Origin of the sequence: Xanthobacter wiegelii, assembly GCF_043193855.2 — a bacterium.
GTDB classification, from domain to species: Bacteria; Pseudomonadota; Alphaproteobacteria; order Rhizobiales; family Xanthobacteraceae; genus Xanthobacter; species Xanthobacter flavus_A.
This window is the reverse complement of sequence record NZ_CM195529.1, coordinates 3,876,582-3,894,277: the sequence shown is the minus strand read 5'-3', so window position 1 is coordinate 3,894,277 and position 17,696 is coordinate 3,876,582. Positions and strand designations below refer to the sequence as shown.

The window sequence follows — 17,696 nt, the reverse complement described above, 5'->3', positions numbered from 1 at the left end:
GGGCTCAGTACACGCGCTTCTTGGGCTCGATGTACTGGATGTCGTTGGACAGCGTGTAGGTGTGCACCGGGCGGTCGTCGAGCCGCACGGTGCCGGCCGTGGTGTCGAAATAGGCCAGCGTGTGCTTCATCCAGTTCACGTCGTCCCGGTCCGGGAAGTCCTCGCGGGCATGGGCGCCGCGGCTTTCCTGGCGGTTCGCGGCGCTCTCCATGGTGACGATGGCCTGCGAGATGAGGTTCTCGTACTCCAGCGTCTCGATGAGATCCGAGTTCCACACCAGCGAGCGGTCGGTGACGCCGATGTCGCTGGAGGCCTTGAACACGTCGTGGATGAGCTTGCGGCCCTCCTCGAGCACCTCGCCGGTGCGGAAGACGGCGCAGTTGTTCTGCATCACCTTCTGCATGTTGAGACGCAGCTCGGCGGTGGGCGTGCCGCCGGAGGCATGGCGGTACTTGTCGAGGCGGCCGAGGGCCAGCTCGGCGCTGTTGTCCGGCAGGGGCCGGTGCTTCTCGCCGGGCTTCACCAGCTCCGCGGCGCGCAGGCCGGCGGCGCGGCCGAACACCACGAGGTCGATGAGCGAGTTGGAGCCGAGGCGGTTGGCACCGTGGACGGAGACGCAGGCGGCTTCGCCGATGGCCATCAGGCCGGGCACCACCTTGTCCGGGTCGCCGGCGCGCTTGTCCAGCACCTCGCCGTAATAGTTCGTGGGGATGCCGCCCATGTTGTAGTGCACGGTCGGGATCACCGGGATCGGCTCGCGGGTCACGTCGACGCCGGCGAAGATCTTCGCGCTCTCCGAGATGCCGGGCAGGCGCTCGTGGAGGATGGCGGGGTCGAGGTGGTCGAGGTGCAGGAAGATGTGGTCCTTGGCCTTGCCCACGCCGCGGCCCTCGCGGATCTCCATGGTCATGGAGCGCGAAACCACGTCGCGGGAGGCCAGGTCCTTGGCCGAGGGGGCATAGCGCTCCATGAAGCGCTCGCCCTCGGAATTGGTCAGGTAGCCGCCCTCGCCGCGGGAGCCCTCGGTGATGAGGCAGCCCGAGCCGTAGATGCCGGTGGGGTGGAACTGCACGAATTCCATGTCCTGCAGGGGCAGGCCGGCGCGCAGCACCATGCCGCCGCCGTCGCCGGTGCAGGTATGGGCCGAGGTGGCGGAGAAGTAGGCGCGGCCGTAGCCGCCGGTGGCGAGCACGGTGAGGTGCGCGCGGAAGCGGTGGATGGTGCCGTCGTCAAGCTTGATCGCCACCACGCCGCGGCAGCGGCCTTCCTCATCCATGATGAGGTCGATGGCGAAATACTCGATGAAGAACTCCGCCTGGTGCTTCAGCGCCGCGCCGTAGAGCGTGTGCAGCATGGCGTGGCCGGTGCGGTCCGCCGCGGCGCAGGTGCGCTGGGCGGTGCCCTTGCCGAAATGGGTGGTCATGCCGCCGAACGGGCGCTGGTAGATCTTGCCGTCCTCGGTGCGGGAGAAGGGCACGCCCCAGTGCTCCAGCTCGTAGACGGCGGCCGGCGCGTTGCGCACGAGGTATTCGATGGCGTCCTGGTCGCCCAGCCAGTCCGACCCCTTGACGGTGTCGTACATGTGCCATTCCCACTTGTCGTCGCCCATGTTGCCGAGCGAGGCGGCGACGCCACCCTGGGCCGCGACCGTGTGGGAACGGGTGGGGAAGACCTTGGTGATGCAGGCCGTGCGCAGGCCGGCCTCGGAGCAGCCCACCACGGCACGCAGGCCCGCGCCGCCGGCGCCGACCACGAGCACGTCGTAGGTGTGATCCTCGATGGGGTAGGCGGCGCCATTGATGCCGGGCGCGGCGGCCCCGTTCGTTGCGGTATCGGCCATGTGTCAGCCTCCCAGGCTGATCTTGAGCACGGCGAAGGCGCCGGCGAGGGCAACGGCAATGCTGAAGAAGGTGTTGGCCACGATGAGCAGCACCTTGAGGCCTTCGGCGTGCACGTAGTCCTCAATGACCACCTGCATGCCGATGCGCATGTGGGTGGTTACGGAAAGCAGCGTGAGCAGGATGATGACGGCCACCAGGGGTTGGCCGAGCGTCGCGCGGGCCGCGGCGTAGCTCTGGCCCGCCACCGAGATCACGATGATGATGAAGGCGATGGAGAGCAGCAGGTTCGCCGCGCCGGTGAGACGCTGGGTGAAGAAGTGCTCGGTGCCCGACTTGGCGGCGCCGAGGCCGCGGACGCGGCCGAGCGGTGTGCGCATGGGGGCATGACCGGAATGGGGGGTGCTCATGGCGTTCTCCTCAGCCCCTCAGCGCAAGGCCGATGATCCAGACGACGACGGTGAGCACCACCGAGCCGGCCAGCGTGGCCTTGGCGAGCAGCACGCGCTCCTGCGGGCCGAAGCCGTGGATGAAGTCCCAGATGAAATGCCGCACGCCGCCGAGGGCATGGTGCAGCAGAGCCCAGGTGAAGCCGAACAGCACGAGAAGGCCGATGGGAGAACCCGCCACCGCGCTGAAGGTACCGTAGGCCGAGGGGGAGGTTGCCGCGGCAAGCAGCCACCAGACGAGGATCGCCATGCCGAAATACAGGCCGACGCCCGTGATGCGATGCACAATGGACATCATCATCGTGAACAGCGGACGGTAGATCTGTAGGTGTGGCGATAGGGGGCGATCAATGCGCTGAGGGCTGTCGGCCATGGGGCCTCCTCCTAAAAAATCGATCGATCAGGTATCTCAATCGTCGTCTCTTCGCAACGATTCCAAAGCACCTTGGGTGGCTTTAAAGATCGATACGCAGCGGCAGGCAATTGGATGATCGTCCTATAGCGGCGCTTGTAGCGACCGATTGTTGCGGTGCCAACGCTCCGCAAGCCAGAATCCGAAGGCCGCGCTCCTATCGGAAGGGCAACGGACCCCTGAGGGTGGCAGACCTCCCTTCGGTGGAGGCAAAAAAAAACGCCGGGCAGGCCCGGCGTTTTCTCGATGCGATCGGATCGATCGGTCAGAAGCGGTAGGTCACGCCCGTGCCGAAGATCCAGGGATTGATCTGCGCGCTGCCCTGCAGGTAGGCGCCGCCGACCGTCTGGAGCAGGAAGTCGGGCTGCAGGAAGATCTTCTTCACGTCGACGTTGATGCCCCAGTGGCGATCGAACATCCAGTCGAAGCCGGCCTGCAGGGCGAAGCCCCACGCATCGTTGACCTTCAGCGAGGCGAAGGCCGGGTTGGTGGCTTCCTGGCTGAAGAAGGCGGTGTAGTTCACACCGGCACCGATATAGGGCTTGAAGGGGCCGAAGTCGGTGAAGTGGTACTGCAGGGTGAGGGTGGGGGGCAGCAGCCACACCTTGCCCACCTGGCCGAGACCGGCGATGGTCCCCGCGCCATCGATGTCGTGGGGCGTCACGCCGAGAATGAGTTCGGCGGCGATATTCTTCGTGAAGTAATAGGTGATGTCGAGTTCGGGAACGACCGAGTTGGAGATGGAGAGGTCGGAACCGGGAATGCCCGTCACCGAACCGCCGGCCTCCGGCACCACGTAAAGGGCACGCACGCGGATCTGCCAGGGGCTCAGGGGCTCCTCGACCGCCGGGGCCTTGTAGACCGGGGTGGACAGATCGGCGGCGGACGCGCTGCCGGCAACGAGGGCGCTGAGCCCCGCCGCGAGAATGATACCAAGTCCGAGCTTCGACATGCCCCGCTCCCAAAAACCCTTTGAGGTAACTGATGGGAAAGACTTCCTCCCGAGCGGCCTTGTTCAGTTTGATCTAGATCAAAATGACAACGGAGGGGCTGCCTGTGTGTCCGTGATGACACACCTCCGCCCCGCCGTCGCCGTATTCGCAAGGCAAGCCTGCATCTGCTGACGAGGGTGGCGGTCGCAATAAAGTTCATTTGTTTCAAGAGGCTTATTGGGCTCATGACCGTTTCTGCCGCCTCTTTTCAAGGCCCACCCGTACGCCAAGCTCCGACTTTAGACCTGCGGCAATCGTGGCTGCGGCGGGGCGCCGCTGGTCGATGGATGTTCCTCGCCAGTCTCTTTTTGTTCCTCATTTGGTCCGTGTCTGCACCCGTCCTCGCGGAATCGGTCAAGGACCTGCGGCTGTCGGTCAACGGCGAGACCCGCCGCTATGTGGTGGTGACGCCCGACGGCGTGACCACGCCGGCGCCCACGGTGATCGCGCTCCACGGCGCGGCGCAGACCCCAGAGAGCTTCCGCGCCTATTTCGGCCTCGACGACGCAGCGGCGAAGCACGGCTTTGTCGCGGTGTATCCGGAGGGCGAGGGCCGCACCTGGAACGACGGGCGGCCGGCAGCCATGCGGCTGAAGATGATGCTGCGGCCGGGCGATGACGTGGCGTTCCTGGTGGCGCTGGCGCGGCGGCTGGCGGCGGACGGCATCGCCGATCCGAACCGCATCTATCTCACCGGCATCTCCAACGGCGGCTTCATGGTGCAGCGCATGGCCTGCGAACACACCGAGCTGTTCGCCGCCTACTCGGCCATCATGTCCACCGCCCCGGCCAATTACAGGGAAGAGTGCCAGCCCTCGCGGCCGATCTCCATCCAGTTCATTCACGGCACGGGGGATTCGGTGATCGGCTATGGCGGCTTCTGGACGCCGCTGGGCTCGACCCTCTCGGCGCCCGACAGCGCCCGCCTTTATGCCTCACTGGACGGATGCGGGCCGGCCAAGGCCAGCAAGCTGCCCGACCTCGCGCCCGGCGACGGCACCACCGCCGTCGTCAGCCGCTGGGATGAGTGCCGGGACGGCAGCGCCGTGGAACTTATCACCATCGAGCGCGGCGGCCACCAGTCCCCGGCCATGGTCGAGACTAAGCCGGACCTTGCGACGCCGTTTCTCGGCTTGCGCAGTCACGACATCGATGCCGGCGAGGAGATCTGGCGCTTCATGTCGGTCTATGGCGGTCTGCCCGCCGCCCCGCCACCCGTCGTGCCCCCGCGCAAGCCGAAGCCGAAGCCTGCCGCGTCCGGCGCGGCGGCCAAGCCGGCTCCGGCGAGCGCCACGCCGGCCGACGGGGGCAAGCCACCGGCAGCCAAGCCGCCGGAAGCCAGACCGCCCGCGGCCAAGCCACAAGGCGCCAGCGCTGCACCCCCCGCAGCCTCTGCCGGGGGAGCGTCCGGCGCGACCGGTCAGCGCGGGATCAGCGCCCAGTAGTCGAGATCGAGGATCACGCTCGGGTCGTAATCGCCGTTCTCCGCCTTCAGGGGGAAGTCGGCGGTCGGCTGGTCCTTGGTGGCGACAGTGCGCAGGCGCAGCGCGCCCACGTCGTCGCGGCCCGGCAGCTCCTGCGCGTCCAGCACCTCGCTCCATGCATGCACGGTGAGGCCCGCAAACAGCGGCGCAACGTGCCGGCCGCCGTTGATGGCGGCAATGTGGAAGGCGTTGGCGAGGCCGTTGAACGACAGGGCGCGGGCGATCGAGATCACATGCCCGCCGTAGATCAGGCGGCGGCCGAAGCGGCCCTGGCCCTCGGTGAACTGGTTGAAATGGACCTTCGCCGTGTTCTGGTAGAGGCGCGTGGCGATCATGTGCTCCGCCTCCTCCACCGTCATGCCGTCCACATGATCGATGCGCTCGCCCACCGCATAGTCCGAGAAGCGGGCGGTGGAGCCGGAGAGGTCATCCCGCCAGCCCTCGATGTCGAGCACCGGCACGGCACCGCCGAGCGCATCGGGCGCCAGCGCGGCCGGAAGGGTGGGGACGACCGGCTCGGGGGCGGGGAGGGAGGGGTCGGCCTTGCGCACCATCACCCAGCGCACATAGTCCAGCACCTCCGTGCCGTCCTGGTTGAAACCCACCGAGCGGACATAGACGACGCCGCTCTGGCCGTTGGAATTCTCCCTGAGGCCGATGACCTCGGAGACGGCTGTGAGAGTGTCGCCGGGATAGACGGGAGCGAGGAAGCGCCCGCCGGCATAGCCGAGGTTCGCCACGGCGTTGAGCGAGATGTCCGGCACCGTCTTGCCGAACACGGTGTGAAACACGAGCAGGTCGTCCACCGGGGCGGCGGGATAGCCGATGTCCTGGGCGAAAGTGTCGGCCGACTGGACCGCGAAGCGGGTGCCGTACAGGGCGCTGTAGAGGCTCACATCACCCACCGTCACGGTGCGCGGCGTCGCGTGGCGGATCACCTGGCCGACGCTGAAATCCTCGAAGAAATTGCCCCGGTTGGTCTTGCTCATCTAGGGTCCCCCCGTTTGTCGGCGCATGTTGCAGAGCGCGTGGGTGCGACGCAACAGGCCGAAGGGAGAAGGTGCCGAATTGCGGCCGCAATGCCGGTTCGGCTTGACGCATGCCCCCCTCATGGTCCTCATGGGTGCGTTCCGGAGAGGTGCTGGGCCGCTCCGGAAGGCGAAGCGGAAAGAGGGGGCGTTCGTGTCGGGTTCGGCGAGCCAGAAGCTGTCATTTCAGGCCATGATCTTCACGGCCTGCCTCTTCCCCTTCTACATCCTCGCCGCGACGCTCACCAATTCGGCGGCGATCCTCACGGACCTCCTCGCCACCTCCTTCGACCTCACCGCGCTCACCGCCTGCTGGCTGGTGCTGAAGCTCGCCCATAATGCCCATGCCGGCAAATATGCCTACGGCCTCGGCAAGCTCGAAAACCTCGCCGAGCTGATGATCGCGCTGCTGCAGACCATTCTGGTGGTCATCGCCGGCACCCGCGCCATCATCCGCGTGATGCATCCGGAGGGCGTGGACGGCGCCGAGCTTGGCCTCTTCGTGGCGGCGCTGGCGGTGATCGGCAATGTGATCCTGAACCGCAAGGCGACCCGCCTCGCCCACGAGACCCACTCGCCGGTTCTGGCGGCGCAGGCGCGGGTTCACCTTGTCTCGGCCATCGCCTCGGGCTCGGTGTTCACCGTCACGGTGATCCTGTCGATCTTCAACGACATCCCGATCCTGTACTACCTCGATCCGATGGGCTCGTTCGTGGTCATCGGGTTCATGATCTACAACATCTACGCCATGCTCTCGAACTCGGTGGCCTCGCTGCTCGACCAGGCCATCGACGAGGCGGGGCAGCTGCGCATCCTCAAGGTGCTGACCACCCACTTCGACGACTTCGACGAACTGGGGGACATCCGTACCCGCCAGTTTGGTGGCAAGATGTTCGTGGAGCTGCATCTCGGTTTCGAGAGCGACTGGACGGTCGCCCACGCCCGCGCGGTGGTGGCCAAGCTCACCGAGTCGGTGAAGCGGGAATTCCGCGAGGCGGGCGACGAGGTGGACGTGTCCATCGTGCTCATGCCGGGCCATGCCGCCGCGGCCGAGGCGACGACGGCCTGATCCCCACCCGTATCCGCAGCCGCGTCCACGGCCTCAGTGCTCTGAGAGCACCACCGCGTCCGACCACTCGCCCTCCACCTCCTTGACGATCGCCTGACCGCAGATGACGCGCCCCTGCACGCTGTCGAAAGTCAGCGTCGGCGCGCCGTGCAACTGCCAGCCCCGGTTGAGGGCGGCCGACACGCGCTTGCAGAAGGCGGCGTCGTCCGGGCCGGTGAGGTAGCGATAGAGCTTCATGGTTCAGTCCCCCCTCGGGTGTCAGAGCCGCGCGCCGATGCGACGGGCGACGGCGTCGCGTCTGTCCTGGAAGCCCTGCGTCCGGCCACGCACCTCCTCCACAAGGCGGGGATCCTCCTTGTCGCGGGGCGGGAAGGGCGGTTCGGGCTGGTATTCGATGGCGAGGGTGATGCGCCGCGCCTCGTCCGCTCCGGCAATCTCGATCGCCAGAGCCAGCGCAAGGTCGATGCCCGAGGAAACGCCGGCGCCGGTGAGGCGGTTGCGGTCCACCACCACCCGCTCCTCCACCGGGATCGCCCCGAGGTGGGCGAGCTGCGGCAGCGACAGCCAGTGGCAGGTGGCGCGGTATCCCTTCAGCAGCCCGGCGGCACCGAGGATCAGCGAGCCGGTGCAGACCGACGTCACATAGCGCGCGCCGGCCGCCATCTCCTGGAGAAAGCCGAGGGTCTCCCGATCCTCCATCAGCTCGAGCTGGCCCGGTCCTCCGGGCACGAACAGCACGTCGCAGCCGTGGATTTCCTTGAACGCAGCCGTCGGCATGATGGCGAGGCCCGCCGCGTCCTTCACCGGCGTGGTGCTCGTTTTCCAGACGATGTCGATCTTCGCGCCCGGCAGCCGGGCGAACACCTCGAACGGGCCGGTGAGGTCGAGCTGGGTCATGTCGGGATAGGCGAGCATGACGATGCGCAGGGGCGGAGGAGGAGGGGGTGCCGCAGGCGTGCTCATGACGGGGTCAGCCGCGGGCGGCGATGGCGTCGGCCAGCGCCACGGTGCGCTTGGCCATCTCGGCGTGCAGCAGCTCCACCATGCGGCCGTCCAGCGTGATGACGCCCTTGCCGGCGTTCTCCGGCAGCGCGAAGGCGGCTATGATGGCGCGGGCGCGCGCCACTTCCGCCTCGGGCGGGCTGAAGGCGCTGTTGCAGGGCTCGATCTGGCTCGGATGGATCAGCGTCTTGCCGTCCATGCCGAATTCGACGCCCTGGGCGCACTCGGCCTTGAAGCCGTCGAGATCCTGGAACTGGTTCCACACGCCATCGAGCACGTCCACGCCATAGACGCGGGCGGCGGCCACCACCAGGCTCAGCCAGCCCACCATGGGCGCGCGGCCGGGCACGAGCGCGGCACGGGTTTCCTTGGCGAGATCGTTGGTGCCGAGCACGAACACGGACAGGCGGGTCAGCGGGTCCTGCGCGGCGGCGGCGATGGACTTGATGTCGAGGATCGCCAGCGGCGTCTCGATCATGGCCCACACGCGCGTGGTGGCGGGCACGTCCAGCGCCTTGAGGCGGCGGCCGACCGTGACGAGCTGTTCCACCGACTGCACCTTGGGCAGCAGGATGGCGTCGGGCGTCGCGGAGGCGGCGGCTTCGAGGTCGTCCGAACCCCACGGCGTATCGAGGCCATTGATGCGGATGACCACCTCACGCGGGCCGAACCCGCCGGCCTTCACCGTCTCCACGATGCGGCCGCGGGCTTCCACCTTGGCGTCGGGCGCAACCGCGTCCTCAAGATCGAGAATCACCGCGTCGGCGGGCAGGGTGCGCGCCTTTTCCAGCGCGCGGGCGTTGGAGCCGGGCATGTAGAGGACGCTGCGGCGCGGACGGATGGACGCGGCGGAATTTCCCTCGGACATGACGGCTCCTCGACCGATGCGGCGGGCGGCGCCCGCACTTCTCTCAGCAAATCGGTAAAGCGCCGCTTGGGCTTTGAAAAGCGGATTTTGCCGCGCTGCGGCACCGCTCCGGCTGGCGGTGCCCGGCCCGCCGGTGCTCAGCGTGCGGGCGGCGCTACAGGCGGCTCGGCACCCGGCGGCGGCCAGGTGAAATCGTCCGCCCGTCCCCGCACGGGGGGCGGTGCGACACCATCCTTGAGCACCTTCGCCGCCGACATCGCGCTGGTGGATACCTGCACCGCATCGGGGCGCGGCGCGTCGCGGCCGGTCGTGGGGGCGCCGGCCAGAGCGGCGGGGCGTGCCGGCCCGCTGGTGGCGTCCGGCGTCGGCGCGGCCTTGGCGCCCGCGCTCTCCTCCAGCATGCGGTTGACGTCCTTCTGCACGAAGAAAGCGAGCTTGCGCCCGCCCGCGCGGGTGAAGCGCACGCCGTCATTGAATCGCAGGCGCCGGCGCTGGCCATCCACCGCCGGGCCGTTCGCCATGTATTTCCCGTCCTCGTCGACGAAGCCGTCCCACACATTGGCGAACGTGAACCCGGCTCGGGCCACACGGGCCCGCAGGATCTCGTTCAGCTTGGCATAATCGTCGGAGAGCTGGCCGCTGGCGACGGGGGCGAGGCCGACCACGATGACCCGCCCGGCCTTCTCACGCAGGGCGGCGAGCACCTCGTCCACGCGCTTGCCGTAGAGTTCGTTCCAGCGCTCGGTCAGCGGCTCGGCCTGGCTGTCCCCGTCCTTGATGGGCTGGAGATCGTCCGAGCCGAGGGCCACTACGGTTACCGAGGGGCGGGCGGCTGCGATGGCGTCGGGCAGGCGCGTCAGCCAGTCCACCTGAGTCGGCAGGAAGCCGCTTTCGTCCACCGTATTATCGACGATGGCGATGCGTTGGCGCTCGGGCACGTAAGAATCGGCGAGGCCCTGCGCCAGCTGGCCGGCGAGGCGGTCGCCCAGCACCAGCACGAACTGGCTCGGCGGCACGCGCTTGCCCTGGCTCGCGGCATCGGCGGAGCCATAGACCACGCCCGTCGGCTCGGCCGGAGCCTGGGGCTTGGCCTGCTGGGGCGGCGGGGGAAGGAGATCGGGCTGGGGCTGGAAGGGCCACCAGCCGGAATTCTGGGGTGGCCGCTGCTGCTGCTGCTGCCGCTGCTGAGGCTGCGGATTGCCGCGCGGCACGTTGGCGGGGGGGCGCAGGAAGAAGAAGAAATCGTTTTGCGCGAAGGCCGGGCGAGAGGCATCGGCGCAGAGCATCAGGCCAGTGAACAGGGCCAGGAGGACGAGGGCGGCACGGGTCGGCCGTGCGCGCAGTCGGGCGCGCGCCCGGCCATGGTTGAAAGAACGAATGTCTGCGGCGCGCCACATGCCCTAGCAATGGACCAGCGCGGCGGCTCAATCAAGGCGTCCGCGAAGCGGGGCTCGCGGGGGCGGGGGCAATCCGTGCTTGTCGGCCGGTGGCGGCAGGCAAGGAGGCGGGGTCCCGGCTGGAGTCTATCGCGCGGCCTTGGACGGCGCGGACATGAAAAAGGCCGCCAGAGGCGGCCTTCGAGAACATTGGAAATCGGAAGATGGCTTCAGCCGAACTCAGTTCAGCTTGGTCTTGACCTCGCCGATGGCGTTCGAGATCAGCCGGTCGGCCACGTCGCCCGTGGCAGCGCGGCCGAGAAGCACTTCGGCGGCCTTGGCGGCGGCTTCGGCAGCGATGGCCTTCACGTCGGCCACGGCCTGATGCTCCGCCTGGGCAATCTTGTCCTCAGCCATCTTGGTGCGACGGGACACAAAATCCTCAAGCTTGGCCTTGGCCTCGGCGGCGAGACGCTCGGCCTCTGCCTTGGCTGCGGTGACGATGGATTCGGCCTCGGCCTCGGCCTCGCGCTGCTTGCGCTTGAACTCAGCGACGAGCTTTTGCGCCTCTTCCTTGAGGCGGCGCGCTTCTTCCAGCTCGGCCGAGATACGCTGGCCGCGGCTGTCGAGCGCGGAGGCGATCGCGCGGTGCGCGCCGGCATAGATGAGGATGCCGACGAAGACCACGAAGGCGATGGCGACCCAAAGTTCAGCCAGTGACATCTCGTTCATAACGTGGTCCTCGGGTCCGTCTGCGTCAGCCCGGTCGGCCTGCGCGACGTTGAAACGTCAGGGGCTCGTCAAGAACGCAACCCGATCCGGCGCGTTCGGAATTCCAGGCCCGGCAGCCGTGACGGCCGCGGGCATCGCGGCCCTCAGGCCGCGTCCTTCTTGGCGAGGGCGCCATCGACCGCCTGCTCCACCTCGTGCTGAGCGGGGCTCGTGCCGATGAGGGTGGAAACAATGGCGCCGGTGGCGTCCACGGCGATGCCCTTCACATGGGTCAGGGCCTCGGTCTTGGTGGAGGCGATGCGCTCTTCCGCGGAGGCCAGCTTGCTGGCGAGATCCGCTTCCAGAGACTTGCGATTGGTGTCCTGCTCGGCGCTGAGACGGTTGCGCGTCTCACCGGCGATGGAGTTGGCCTTGGCGCGGGCCTCGGCGAGGGCCTTCTCGTAGGCCGCCTGGGCGGCCTCGCTGTCGGCCTTGTGCTTCGCCGCCTCCTCAAGGTCATCGGCGATGCGGTCGTGACGCTCTTCCAGGATGCGGCCGATGCGCGGGAGGGCGATGCGGCTCATCAGGAAGTAGAGCAGGCCGAAGCTCAGGGCGAGCCACAGCAGCTGCGAGGCGAAGGTGGTGCCGTCGAAGGGCGGAAAATGGCTCTTGTTGCCATGGCCCGCATCCGCATGCCCCGCTCCGGGAACTGCGGCGGCAGGCTCGTGTGTTCCGTGCCCGGCTGCGCCGGTGGGCGGAGCCGCCTGCGCGACCACGGCCGGCTTGCCGGCAGGATCGCTCGCCGCCGAGACGGGAGCGCCCATCAGGACCGCACCCGCAAACGCCAGCGCGACAGTCACTTTCCACGACTTCATCATGGCTTGCCCGCCTTCGCACCTGTCGAGGCAACGGCGCCTCGGCACATGGTGTCAATCACTACGCCCGGGCGCCTGGCGCCCGGGAGACCTCTTCCGTCGCGCGCCTGAAAATCAGGCCACGAACAGCAGGACGAGGGCGACGACGAGCGAGAAGATGCCGAGACCTTCCGCGAGGGCCGCGCCGATGAACGCGCGGGCGAACTGGCCGTCGGCCGCCGACGGGTTGCGCAGGGCGCCGGAAAGGAAGTTGCCGAAGATGTTACCGACGCCGACACCGGCGAGACCCATGCCGAGGCAGGCGAGACCGGCACCAATGTACTTACCAGCTGCGGGATCCATGGACTGCTCCTTCAGAAAACTCGAGTTGGGGAAACGGCGGAACGGCGAGGCGACGTCCGGGTCAGTGACCCGGATGGATCGCGTCGTTGAGGTAGATCGAGGTGAGCACCGCGAACACGTAGGCCTGCAGCACCGCCACCAGAAGTTCCAGCGCGGTGAGCGCCACGATCATCAGGAAGGGCAGGGTCGCGCCGAACCAGCCGGCGACACCGGCCGAGGCCAGGCCCACCACGAAGAAGGCGAACACCTTCAGGGCGATATGGCCGGCCAGCATGTTGGCGAAGAGACGCAGCGACAGGCTGATGGGGCGGGAGAGGAACGAGACGACCTCGATCACCACCAGGAAGGGCAGCAGGAAGCCCGGGACGCCAGACGGCACGAACAGGTGCAGGAAGTGGGTGCCGTGCTTCATGAAGCCGTAGATGATCACGGTGCCGATCACCAGCAGCGCCAGAGCGGCGGTGACGATCAGGTGGGCCGTGACGGTGAAGGTGTAGGGGATGAGGCCCACCACATTCGCCACCAGCACGAACATGAACAGCGAGAACACCAGGGGGAAGAACACCATGCCCTGGTTGCCGGCGCTGTCGCGCACCATCTTGGCGATGAATTCGTAGCTCATCTCCGCCGCCGACTGCGCCCGGCCCGGTACGAGGGTGCGGCCGCGGGTGGCGTAGGTGAGGAAGAAGAAGATGATCGCCACGATGCCGAACATGAACACGGCGGCATTCGTGAACGAGAATTGCACGCTGCTGAAATTCAGCAGGTCGACATAGCGCTTGATCTCGAACTGGTGGATCGGATCGACGGTCATCCGAACACGCCCCCTGCCATCGCGGCCTCGGCCGCTGAACCCAAGATCACGGCCGAAGCCGCCAAATACATCAACAGGACGCAATCCGTCGCCGGACCCACCCCAATGACCCGGGCGGCTCGCGCCACCCCGAAAAACTCGTCCCGCCCGCGCTTCCGTCGAGGAGCGCCCGTCAGGACTTGCCGGAGCCGATCTTCCGGCCTTCGCCGGAGACTCTCAGCATGTTCACCACGCCCGCGGCAAAGCCGACCAGCGTGAACACGATCAGCCCCCAGGGCGTGATCGAGAAGAAGCGGTCGATTCCGTAGCCGATGAGAGATCCCACCAGAACGCCCGACACAAATTCGGCACCCAGCCGGAAGGCAAGCGCGACGCCAGATTTGGACGAAGTATCCTGCCCTTTCGGGGCCGGCACCTCGGTTTTGGCACGCACCTGGCCCAACGAAGAGTTGAGCTGCTCAAGCCTCGCGGAGAGCTCGGTATCGCTGGGCCGGGAGCCTGCCGCCCCGTCCGGTCCGCTTTTGCCTCGCGAGGAGGTGTCGTCAGGTCCGGACATGGCGCAAGTTCCTGGCTCCGGTGGAGGACAGCAGCCCTCCCCCTCGAACCGCGGCGCACCATAGTTGCGTCAAAATTGGGTGTCAAGGCAGCCGCACTAGGTATCAAGTTTTTGAAAATAAAAGAGAAAAATGTGGCTGCGACATCGTGCTTCGCCGCTGTGCTGCCGTTCCGGGCGAAAGCGTGCGCCCACCGCCTTCCGCATGGGCGGCCAGGCCGCGCAGGAAAGGCCGCGCTCAAGCCTCTGCGGGGTTGCTAGACGGCCTCGCGCAGGCGCTCGGCGCTCTGCAGATCCACCGACACCAGACGGGATATTCCCCGCTCCGCCATGGTCACGCCGAACAGGCGATTCTGGTGGGCCATGGTGATGGGATTGTGCGTGATGGTGAGGAAACGTGTGTCGGTGAGGCGCGTCATCTCCTCCAGCAGGGTGCAGAATCGCTCGACGTTGGCGTCGTCGAGCGGCGCGTCCACCTCGTCCAGCACGCAGATGGGCGCGGGATTGGTCAGGAACACCGCGAAGATGAGCGCCATGGCGGTCAGCGCCTGCTCGCCGCCGGAGAGCAGCATCAGCGTTTGCGGCTTCTTGCCGGGCGGCTTCGCGATGATGTCGAGGCCGGCTTCCAGCGGATCGTCCGCATCGGTGAGGACGAGTTGCGCCTCGCCGCCGCCGAACAGCGTGTCGAACAGCTTGCGGAAATGCCCGTCCACCACGGCGAAGGAGGCCTGAAGCCGTTCCCGCGCCTCGCGATTCAGGCTCTGGATCGCGGCGCGCAGGCGGCGGATGGCCTCGTTCAGGTCGTCGCGTTCGGTGGTGAGTCGGGTGTGCTGGGCTTCGGCTTCCTCCAGCTCCACGTCGGCGCGCAGGTTCACGGCGCCGAGGCGCTCCCGGTCGCGCTTCGCCCGCTCCAGCGTCGCCTCGATGGCCGCGACATTCGGGGGAGGGGACGAATCGCTGATTCCGGCCTGCTCTCGGGCGAGGTCCGGCGGACCGTCAAGGATGTCGGCAATCTCGCGCTGGAGATCGTCGCGGCGCTGGCGGGCGCCTTCCAGCCGGGCGTCGGCGCGGGCGGCCTCGGCGCGGGCGCCGGACATGGCCTCCAGCGCCTCGCGGGCGACCCGGTCTGCAGCGGCGAGCGCCTCCTCGCCCTCGGCGAGGCGGTCGGCGGCCTCGCGTCGGGCGGCCTCCGCCTCTTCCAGCGCATTCATTAGGGCGCGGCGGCGGCGGATGAATTCGGAGGGCGCTTCCTCGATCTCGGCCAGCTCGGCCTGCGCCTCCGCCTCGCGGGCGGCGACGGCGGCGAGGCGCTCCCCGGCACCGCCGGCGCGCTGGCGCCAGGAACGCTCTTCGGCGGCGATGGCTTCCAGGCGACGCATGCGCTGGGTGGCATCGCGCCGCAAGGCATCGAGCCGGGCGCGGGCCTCCGCCACGGCGGCGCGTCGCTCGGCCGTCTCGGCACGGGCGCGGGCCAGATCCGATTCGAGCACCTGCGGGGTGTCGAGCGCGGCAAGCTGGCGCTCGGCGTCCGCGAGGGCCGCTTCCGATTCGCTCCGCACGGCGGCGAGGCGGTTGCGCGCCTCGGCCAAAGCGGAAAGGCGGGCGAGATGCTGGGCGGCGCGGCGCTCGGCTGCTTCCAGCGTGGCGCGGCTCGCCTCGGCGGCGCGCTGGGCGGTGCGGCGGGCCTCGCGGGCCATGGTTTCGGCCTCGGCGGCCTGCCGCAGCACGCTCTCCCGATCGGCGAGGGTTGCGCGCACCTCGTCGAGATGCGCTTCCGCCACGGCCGCCTCGGCCTCGATGTCGGCGAGCCGGTTGCGCTCGGCGAGGCGGCGGGCGGCGGCGGTGGGGGCGTCGGCGGCGGCCACCACGCCGTCCCAGCGCCACAAGTCGCCCTCCATCGAGACGAGGCGTTGCCCGGCCTTGAGTCGCGCCGCCAGCGCCGGGCCGTCGGCGCGGGCCACGATGCCCACCTGTGCTAGCCGACGCGCCAGCGCCGGGGCGCCAGAGACGAAGCGCGACAGGGGCTCGGCACCCGGCGGCAAAGCGGGGTCGGACGGGTCCAGTGCTGCGCCGGCCCAGCGGGCGGGGGCGGCGCCGTCCACCGGCAGATCGAGATCGTCGCCCAAGGCCGCACCCAGCGCCGTCTCATAGCCCTTGGCGACGGTGACGAGGTCGGCCACCGGCGGGAAGCGTGCGTCGGAGGACTGGAGCACCTTCGCCAGCGTCCGCGCCTCGGTCTCCAGACGGCCGAAGCGGGCCTGCGCCTCAGCCAAAGTCGGGCGCAGTTCCTCCATGGCGCGGCGGGCGAGGGTGTGCGCCACTTCGGCGTCGATGCTGGATTCCTCGGCCTCGGCCAAAGCGTCGCGGGCGGCCTCTGCCTCCATGCGCAAGCCTTCGAGGGCGTCGGTGCCGGCCTGCTGCTTGAGGCGGGTCTCCTCGGCCTCCACCGAGGCGCGCTCGGCGGCGTTTCGAGCCAAACGGTCGCGTGTCTCCCGCAGAAGCTGCTCCAGCGAGGCGCGCCGGGCGCCGAGATCGGCGAAGTGCGCGGTCTTCTCCTCCAGCGCGCGCTCGGCCTCCTCCAGAAAGGCGGCGGCCTCTTCCTGCATGTCGGTGGCGATGGCCTCGCGCTCGGCCGCCTCCTCCTGCTCGAAGCGCAGGTTTTCGGCCTCGGTGGCGAGACGCTCCAGCACGCTTTCGGCATCGTGGGAGAGTGCCTCCTCGCGGGCGGTATCCTGTGCCAGCTGGACGAGGCGGCGCTCCAGTTCTCCCTTGCGGGCGGCGAGGCGGGCCTCCTCGGCGTCCAGCTCTTGGCGGGCATGGGTGAGGCGCTGCAGCGCGGCGGCGGCTTCCGCCTCCTTCTGGCGTAGAGCGGGCAGGGCGTGGGCGGCGAGGGCCTGGAGGCGCGCGGCTTCGGCCTGAAGGCGGGTGTGCTCGGCGCCGTCGTGCCTGGCGGCTTCGACGGCCTGCTCGGCGTCGGCCAGCGCCTTCGTCACGTCCTGCCAGCGCAGCCAGAGCAGGGTCGCCTCGCACTGGCGGATCTCGGCGGCCAGCGACTTGTAGCGCACGGTCTGTCGCGACTGGCGGCGCAGGCTGTCCACCTGCGTGCCGAGTTGGGTGATCACGTCTTCCAGCCGCAGCAGATTTTGCTCTGCCGCCTTCAGCCGGGTCTCCGCCTCGTGGCGGCGGGCGTGGAGGCCGGCGACGCCGGCGGCCTCTTCCAGGATGCGGCGGCGGGCATTGGGCTTGGCGCCGACGATCTCGCCGATCTGCCCCTGCCGCACCAAGGCCGGGGAGCGGGCGCCGGTGGAGGCGTCAGCGAAGATGAGCTGCACGTCGCGGGCGCGCACATCCTTACCGTTGATACGGTAGCTCGATCCGGAGCCGCGCTCGATGCGGCGGACGATCTCCAGCTGGTCCCACTCATTGAACGCGGCCGGGGCCGTCCGGTCGGAATTGTCGAGGTGCAGCACCACCTCGGCGGAATTGCGCGCCGGCCGCCCCGTGGTGCCGGAGAAGATGACATCCTCCATGTCGTTGGCGCGCATGGCTTTGTAGGAGCTTTCGCCCATCACCCAGCGCAGCGCCTCGACGAGGTTGGACTTGCCGCAGCCGTTCGGCCCCACGACGCCGGTGAGGCCGGGCTCGATCAGGAGATCGGTGGGCTCAACGAAGGTCTTGAAGCCCACGAGCCGCAGGCGGTCGAACTTCATGCCGCGATCTTGGCTGTGGGAACGGGGACGGTCATCGGCGCGGGGTGTGCCAGCCTTTCCGGTGGAGGTCAAACCAGCGTGCATGGGCCGTCGCCCCTGCGCAAGCCTTGTCCCGCCAACGATCCACAAAGGGTCATCGCTGTGGCGGCGGGAGATGCACGCAGATGCGCCTC

At 68.5% G+C, this 17,696-nt stretch carries 17 protein-coding genes; 2 read left to right on the top strand and 15 right to left on the bottom strand.

Annotation, left to right across the window (positions count from 1 at the left end):
* Window positions 1-4 precede the first annotated feature (4 nt).
* The 4 genes from sdhA to V5F63_RS18135 form a co-directional block, all read right to left on the bottom strand.
* Window positions 5-1,840, bottom strand: coding sequence for a succinate dehydrogenase flavoprotein subunit (sdhA, locus tag V5F63_RS18150; protein WP_209484628.1), 1,836 nt, complete (start codon window positions 1,838-1,840; stop codon window positions 5-7).
* Between the two features lie 3 nt (window positions 1,841-1,843).
* Window positions 1,844-2,248: a succinate dehydrogenase, hydrophobic membrane anchor protein gene (gene sdhD, locus V5F63_RS18145; RefSeq protein ID WP_245327214.1), complete on the bottom strand. Its 405-nt coding sequence runs from the start codon at window positions 2,246-2,248 to the stop codon at window positions 1,844-1,846.
* A gap of 10 nt (window positions 2,249-2,258) precedes the next feature.
* A complete protein-coding gene (gene sdhC / locus V5F63_RS18140; RefSeq protein WP_209484626.1) occupies window positions 2,259-2,660 on the bottom strand; it encodes a succinate dehydrogenase, cytochrome b556 subunit in 402 nt (133 codons plus the stop codon).
* Between the two features lie 304 nt (window positions 2,661-2,964).
* Window positions 2,965-3,651, bottom strand: coding sequence for an OmpW/AlkL family protein (locus V5F63_RS18135; protein WP_209484624.1), 687 nt, complete (start codon window positions 3,649-3,651; stop codon window positions 2,965-2,967).
* Between the two features lie 366 nt (window positions 3,652-4,017).
* Between V5F63_RS18135 and V5F63_RS18130 the strand changes: the two genes are divergently transcribed.
* Window positions 4,018-5,136 (top strand): CE1 family esterase, encoded by a 1,119-nt coding sequence (locus V5F63_RS18130; protein ID WP_394100684.1) that lies wholly within the window; start codon window positions 4,018-4,020, stop codon window positions 5,134-5,136.
* Here the strand turns inward: V5F63_RS18130 and V5F63_RS18125 are convergent.
* Window positions 5,112-6,164: a MaoC family dehydratase gene (locus tag V5F63_RS18125; protein ID WP_394100685.1), complete on the bottom strand. Its 1,053-nt coding sequence runs from the start codon at window positions 6,162-6,164 to the stop codon at window positions 5,112-5,114. The two genes, V5F63_RS18130 and V5F63_RS18125, sit on opposite strands and share 25 nt — an antisense overlap.
* A 193-nt stretch (window positions 6,165-6,357) precedes the next feature.
* Here V5F63_RS18125 and V5F63_RS18120 point away from each other — a divergent pair, with 193 nt between their 5' ends.
* Window positions 6,358-7,272, top strand: coding sequence for a cation diffusion facilitator family transporter (locus V5F63_RS18120; RefSeq protein ID WP_394027924.1), 915 nt, complete (start codon window positions 6,358-6,360; stop codon window positions 7,270-7,272).
* A gap of 33 nt (window positions 7,273-7,305) precedes the next feature.
* Here the strand turns inward: V5F63_RS18120 and V5F63_RS18115 are convergent, their stop codons facing one another.
* The 10 genes from V5F63_RS18115 to smc form a co-directional block, all read right to left on the bottom strand.
* Window positions 7,306-7,509 carry a DUF1737 domain-containing protein gene (locus V5F63_RS18115; protein WP_209484617.1) on the bottom strand — a complete coding sequence of 68 codons (204 nt, stop codon included), beginning with the start codon at window positions 7,507-7,509 and terminating at the stop codon, window positions 7,306-7,308.
* Window positions 7,510-7,530: 21 nt separating this feature from the next.
* Window positions 7,531-8,235 (bottom strand): DJ-1/PfpI family protein, encoded by a 705-nt coding sequence (locus V5F63_RS18110; protein WP_394100686.1) that lies wholly within the window; start codon window positions 8,233-8,235, stop codon window positions 7,531-7,533.
* Between the two features lie 7 nt (window positions 8,236-8,242).
* Entirely contained in the window at window positions 8,243-9,142 is a 900-nt protein-coding gene (locus tag V5F63_RS18105; protein WP_394027926.1) for an HpcH/HpaI aldolase/citrate lyase family protein, read from the bottom strand.
* Between the two features lie 137 nt (window positions 9,143-9,279).
* The gene (locus tag V5F63_RS18100) at window positions 9,280-10,539 is read right to left on the bottom strand and encodes an SGNH/GDSL hydrolase family protein (RefSeq protein WP_394100687.1); all 1,260 of its coding nucleotides are present in this window, start codon (window positions 10,537-10,539) and stop codon (window positions 9,280-9,282) included.
* A gap of 219 nt (window positions 10,540-10,758) precedes the next feature.
* Window positions 10,759-11,250 (bottom strand): F0F1 ATP synthase subunit B family protein, encoded by a 492-nt coding sequence (locus tag V5F63_RS18095; protein ID WP_209484609.1) that lies wholly within the window; start codon window positions 11,248-11,250, stop codon window positions 10,759-10,761.
* Window positions 11,251-11,393: 143 nt separating this feature from the next.
* Entirely contained in the window at window positions 11,394-12,107 is a 714-nt protein-coding gene (locus V5F63_RS18090; RefSeq protein WP_245327212.1) for a F0F1 ATP synthase subunit B, read from the bottom strand.
* Window positions 12,108-12,218: 111 nt separating this feature from the next.
* A complete protein-coding gene (locus tag V5F63_RS18085) occupies window positions 12,219-12,446 on the bottom strand; it encodes a F0F1 ATP synthase subunit C (protein WP_209484607.1) in 228 nt (75 codons plus the stop codon).
* Between the two features lie 61 nt (window positions 12,447-12,507).
* The gene (locus V5F63_RS18080; protein ID WP_394100688.1) at window positions 12,508-13,260 is read right to left on the bottom strand and encodes a F0F1 ATP synthase subunit A; all 753 of its coding nucleotides are present in this window, start codon (window positions 13,258-13,260) and stop codon (window positions 12,508-12,510) included.
* A 172-nt stretch (window positions 13,261-13,432) separates the two neighbouring features.
* A complete protein-coding gene (locus V5F63_RS18075) occupies window positions 13,433-13,816 on the bottom strand; it encodes an AtpZ/AtpI family protein (RefSeq protein WP_209484603.1) in 384 nt (127 codons plus the stop codon).
* A gap of 254 nt (window positions 13,817-14,070) precedes the next feature.
* On the bottom strand, window positions 14,071-17,523 hold the full coding sequence (gene smc, locus V5F63_RS18070; RefSeq protein ID WP_394100689.1) for a chromosome segregation protein SMC: 3,453 nt from the start codon (window positions 17,521-17,523) through the stop codon (window positions 14,071-14,073).
* Window positions 17,524-17,696: the final 173 nt, after the last annotated feature.

What these genes read in the sequence shown, in the direction of transcription:
- sdhA (WP_209484628.1), bottom strand. Translation starts at nt 1,840, where the DNA reads ATGGCCGATACCGCAACGAACGGGGCCGCCGCGCCCGGCATCAATGGC.
- sdhD (WP_245327214.1), bottom strand. Translation starts at nt 2,248, where the DNA reads ATGAGCACCCCCCATTCCGGTCATGCCCCCATGCGCACACCGCTCGGC.
- sdhC (WP_209484626.1), bottom strand. Translation starts at nt 2,660, where the DNA reads ATGGCCGACAGCCCTCAGCGCATTGATCGCCCCCTATCGCCACACCTA.
- V5F63_RS18135 (WP_209484624.1), bottom strand. Translation starts at nt 3,651, where the DNA reads ATGTCGAAGCTCGGACTTGGTATCATTCTCGCGGCGGGGCTCAGCGCC.
- V5F63_RS18125 (WP_394100685.1), bottom strand. Translation starts at nt 6,164, where the DNA reads ATGAGCAAGACCAACCGGGGCAATTTCTTCGAGGATTTCAGCGTCGGC.
- V5F63_RS18115 (WP_209484617.1), bottom strand. Translation starts at nt 7,509, where the DNA reads ATGAAGCTCTATCGCTACCTCACCGGCCCGGACGACGCCGCCTTCTGC.
- V5F63_RS18110 (WP_394100686.1), bottom strand. Translation starts at nt 8,235, where the DNA reads ATGAGCACGCCTGCGGCACCCCCTCCTCCTCCGCCCCTGCGCATCGTC.
- V5F63_RS18105 (WP_394027926.1), bottom strand. Translation starts at nt 9,142, where the DNA reads ATGTCCGAGGGAAATTCCGCCGCGTCCATCCGTCCGCGCCGCAGCGTC.
- V5F63_RS18100 (WP_394100687.1), bottom strand. Translation starts at nt 10,539, where the DNA reads ATGTGGCGCGCCGCAGACATTCGTTCTTTCAACCATGGCCGGGCGCGC.
- V5F63_RS18095 (WP_209484609.1), bottom strand. Translation starts at nt 11,250, where the DNA reads ATGAACGAGATGTCACTGGCTGAACTTTGGGTCGCCATCGCCTTCGTG.
- V5F63_RS18090 (WP_245327212.1), bottom strand. Translation starts at nt 12,107, where the DNA reads ATGATGAAGTCGTGGAAAGTGACTGTCGCGCTGGCGTTTGCGGGTGCG.
- V5F63_RS18085 (WP_209484607.1), bottom strand. Translation starts at nt 12,446, where the DNA reads ATGGATCCCGCAGCTGGTAAGTACATTGGTGCCGGTCTCGCCTGCCTC.
- V5F63_RS18080 (WP_394100688.1), bottom strand. Translation starts at nt 13,260, where the DNA reads ATGACCGTCGATCCGATCCACCAGTTCGAGATCAAGCGCTATGTCGAC.
- V5F63_RS18075 (WP_209484603.1), bottom strand. Translation starts at nt 13,816, where the DNA reads ATGTCCGGACCTGACGACACCTCCTCGCGAGGCAAAAGCGGACCGGAC.
- smc (WP_394100689.1), bottom strand. Translation starts at nt 17,523, where the DNA reads ATGAAGTTCGACCGCCTGCGGCTCGTGGGCTTCAAGACCTTCGTTGAG.